Raw genomic sequence first — 3,161 nt, forward strand, 5'->3', positions numbered from 1 at the left:
CTTCGGCGCAACGCCCCCGACGCCAGCAGGCCGCTCGCCCTCCTCGGACTCACATGATCACGAAACGGGCATCAAGCGACTACGCCGAAGCCCTGGGCGCCTGGGTGGCCGAACTGGACGGAGACGTGCTCAAGGACTGGCCGCGGGGGATGCGGCTGATCGTCCGCAAGGAACGCCCGCATCCCGGGGCCCAGTTGCGCTTCACCGACGCCGTCGGGATGCGGCTGACCTGCTTCGCCACAAACACCAAGGACGCCCCGATCGCCGGAGCAGAACCAGATCTGGCTGGAGATCGTCCAGATCGCCCTCGACCTGCTCGCCTGGATGCCGATGCTCGCCCTGACCGGCCAAACCCGCAGATGGGAGCCCCGCCGCCTGCGGCTGCGACTGTTCTGCGCCGCCGCCCAACTCGTCACCACCGCCCGCCGCCGGCACCTGAGATTCGCGGCCCACTGGCCCTGGACCGACCTCATCACGGACGCGATCGAACGGCTCCATGCCCTCCCGAACCCCGGCTGACCAGCAGATCCACCCGTCCCGACGAGCCTGGACCACCCCTCCGGAGCCGTGGAACCCGGCGCCCACCCGACGCGACAGCCGGGCCCTCACCCTGCCCAACGAGCCGAAACGGCCCGCCAGATGAACCAACGAGCCGTCACGTAGGGTCGGGGGCTGGCGCGGTGGCGGAGTACGTCCGCTCCGTTTCCAGCCCCCGCCGCATCGAACCGTGCGTGCGGTTCTCCCGCACACGGCTCACCGACGCCGTTCACCACCGGCATTCGGCCTGCCCCGCCAGTCCCGAAAGGGTCTGGGTGCAACAACGGTTCCGTGCAGGGCGATCAGTCCCAGGGAGTCCTCGGCTGCGGAGGCAACCACCGCCCAGCCGAACTTCCGGGTGCGCCGGTGCTTCTTGGCGAGGAACCCGCCGATCCGCATCCGCGCGTACGAGCCGATCTGGTCGAAGACATGGGCCGAGTTCCCGAACCGGAAATACGCAGCCCATCCCCGCAGGAACGCATTCACGTCCTCCACGATGACCTTGACCGGCCGCAACAGCCTGCGCCGGTCCGTGAGTTCACGGATCCGGTCGCGGGCATGCTGCATCGCCCTCGCCGAGGGCCAGCGGGCGAGGAAGGCAATCGGGCGCCGGTTGCCGCGCGGCCGGGACGTGACCGACCGATGGTGGAAGCCGAGGAAGTCGAACCCCTCACCGTCCACCTGCAGGTGCACGATCCTGGTCTTGGCCGCCTTCGGCTCCAGTCCGAGTTCGGCCAGCAGGCTCCGCAGCCGCTCCAGGGCGGCTCCGGCCTGCACGCGGCTGGCGCACATCACCACCGCGTCGTCGGCATAGCGCACCAGCACCCCGTGATCCCGTGTCGACCACACCCGGTCCAGCCTGTGCAGATAGACATTGGCCAGCAGCGGGGAGACCACCCCGCCCTGCGGAGTGCCGGACACCGGCCGACGGACCTGTCCGTCCTCCATGACCCCAGCCCGCAGCATCGCGCGCAGGAGCTTGAGGATCGACCGGTCGCAGACGCGTTCCTCGACCGCCTGCATCAACTTCTCGTGATCAATCGCCTCAAAGCAGTTGGCGATATCCGTCTCCACCACCCAACGCCTGCCCCGCCACGCCTCATCCACGAGGACCTGGACGGCATCGTGTGCTCCGCGCCTGGGCCGAAACCCGAACGAGCACGGGAGCATATCGGCCTCGAAGACCGGCTCGAGCACGATCTTCAACGCGGCCTGCACGATCCGGTCGCGAACCGAAGGGATCGACAACGGCCTCTGCTCCGCGGTGCCGGGTTTCGGAATGAACACCCGGCGCGCGGGCAGCGGCCGCCAGCGGCCCTCCCGTACTTCCGCGGCCAGCTCATCAAGGAGCCGGTCAACGCCGTACTCCTCAACTTCGGCCAGAGTGGTGGCGTCAATGCCCGGCGCACCGCTGTTACGACGCACCGTCACCCACGCGCGCCTCAGGACGTCCCTGCGGTGGACCTTGTCCCTCAGCGCGTGAAACCGCCGTCCGGGATCGGCCTTGGCCGCCCGGTAGAGCGCATGCTGCAAGGCTCGGACCGGATCCAGCTTCAGGGATCCCGACGTGGCGGAACTAGCCGAAACGGCACTCACCAAGCCCCTCCAGACAACCTGCGCATCGACGAAGCAGCGGCCCTTCCCTGACCGGCGGTTATGTTGTCCGCCGGCTCATCGCGGTACTACGGCCGCCTCCGACGCCCACCCGGCCCGCGCCCACTTCCCGGGGATCACCCGGTTATAGGACGCGCAGCTTCCGGCAGCACCTGTCCGCAGGCCGCCGGGCCGGGGAGGGCCTCCCCAGTTCCCGCTGTCACCGTCGCAACGTTCCATGCCCCATACGCCGGGGAGTCCTTCACGGCTGCATCTCCAGGATCTTCGCCGCTTCCATGGCCTTCGCCCTGATTTCGGGGGCTCGGCACTCCCTGTCCCCGCCCCGAGAGGCGGGCCTCTAACGACGCCGCAGGCTTCGCGTGATGCTACGGACCGCTGCTTTGCTTCCCCTTGCAGGGCTTTCGACACTGGGCTTCGACGCCGGGCGTTTCCCCCCGACGCCGCCAGTCTGCTACCGGGCCTCCTGGCAGCTACCCGGACCGGACTTCCACCGGCAGGCGACAACGAGCTTACGACCCAAGATCAACTACATCACGAAGACCTCCGAGTCTGCTGGGCGCGCGAAAGCGCGAGGCTAGGACCCAGTGGTGGGCGAGGCCCGACGTCGGGACGCCGGCCGGGTGGATCCGACCGGTTCAGCTCCGACAATCAACTGCCTTCTCGACGCCTCGACCTCGATAGCCATGCTCAGCGTAGTGCTCGACTTCGAATGCACGTGGTGCGATCCAGAAGCCGACTGGACGAGCCGTCGGGCCGAGGCCCAGTCCGATGAGCGTGTGGCGTTCGGGGAGAGCCATGGGCCCTGGGCCGAATTGCCCAACGCGCTACTGCGCGCATGGATCTACGAAGCCCGGTACCTCGGCGCCATCCGCCTGGAGCGCTACCGCCTCGAAAACGCCGACGGAGTGCGCGAAGGTTATTGAGGCGGAACGGTTGAGTTGCCTGCTCGTTGGCAGGGTGTGATCGAGGTTGGGGACGCGCGTCGGCTGCCGCCCGCCGCGCGGGAGGTG

Annotated in this window: 2 protein-coding genes and 1 pseudogene; 2 read left to right on the top strand and 1 reads right to left on the bottom strand. The window is 68.6% G+C overall.

Annotation, left to right across the window (positions count from 1 at the left end):
- Nucleotides 1–95: 95 nt before the first annotated feature.
- Nucleotides 96–519, top strand: a pseudogene (locus tag ABZV31_RS38140) (transposase); the annotation flags it as partial.
- Between the two features lie 234 nt (nt 520–753).
- Here ABZV31_RS38140 and ltrA read toward each other — a convergent pair.
- Nucleotides 754–2,070, bottom strand: a complete 1,317-nt coding sequence (ltrA, locus tag ABZV31_RS38145) for a group II intron reverse transcriptase/maturase (protein ID WP_355901462.1) — start codon at nt 2,068–2,070, stop codon at nt 754–756.
- A 668-nt stretch (nt 2,071–2,738) separates the two neighbouring features.
- Here ltrA and ABZV31_RS38150 point away from each other — a divergent pair.
- Nucleotides 2,739–3,074 carry a hypothetical protein gene (locus tag ABZV31_RS38150; protein WP_355901464.1) on the top strand — a complete coding sequence of 112 codons (336 nt, stop codon included), beginning with the start codon at nt 2,739–2,741 and terminating at the stop codon, nt 3,072–3,074.
- The last annotated feature ends 87 nt before the right edge of the window (nt 3,075–3,161 follow it).

The sequence above is a fragment of the Streptomyces sp. NPDC005202 genome, from assembly GCF_040608235.1.
Lineage (GTDB): Bacteria > Actinomycetota > Actinomycetes > Streptomycetales > Streptomycetaceae > Streptomyces.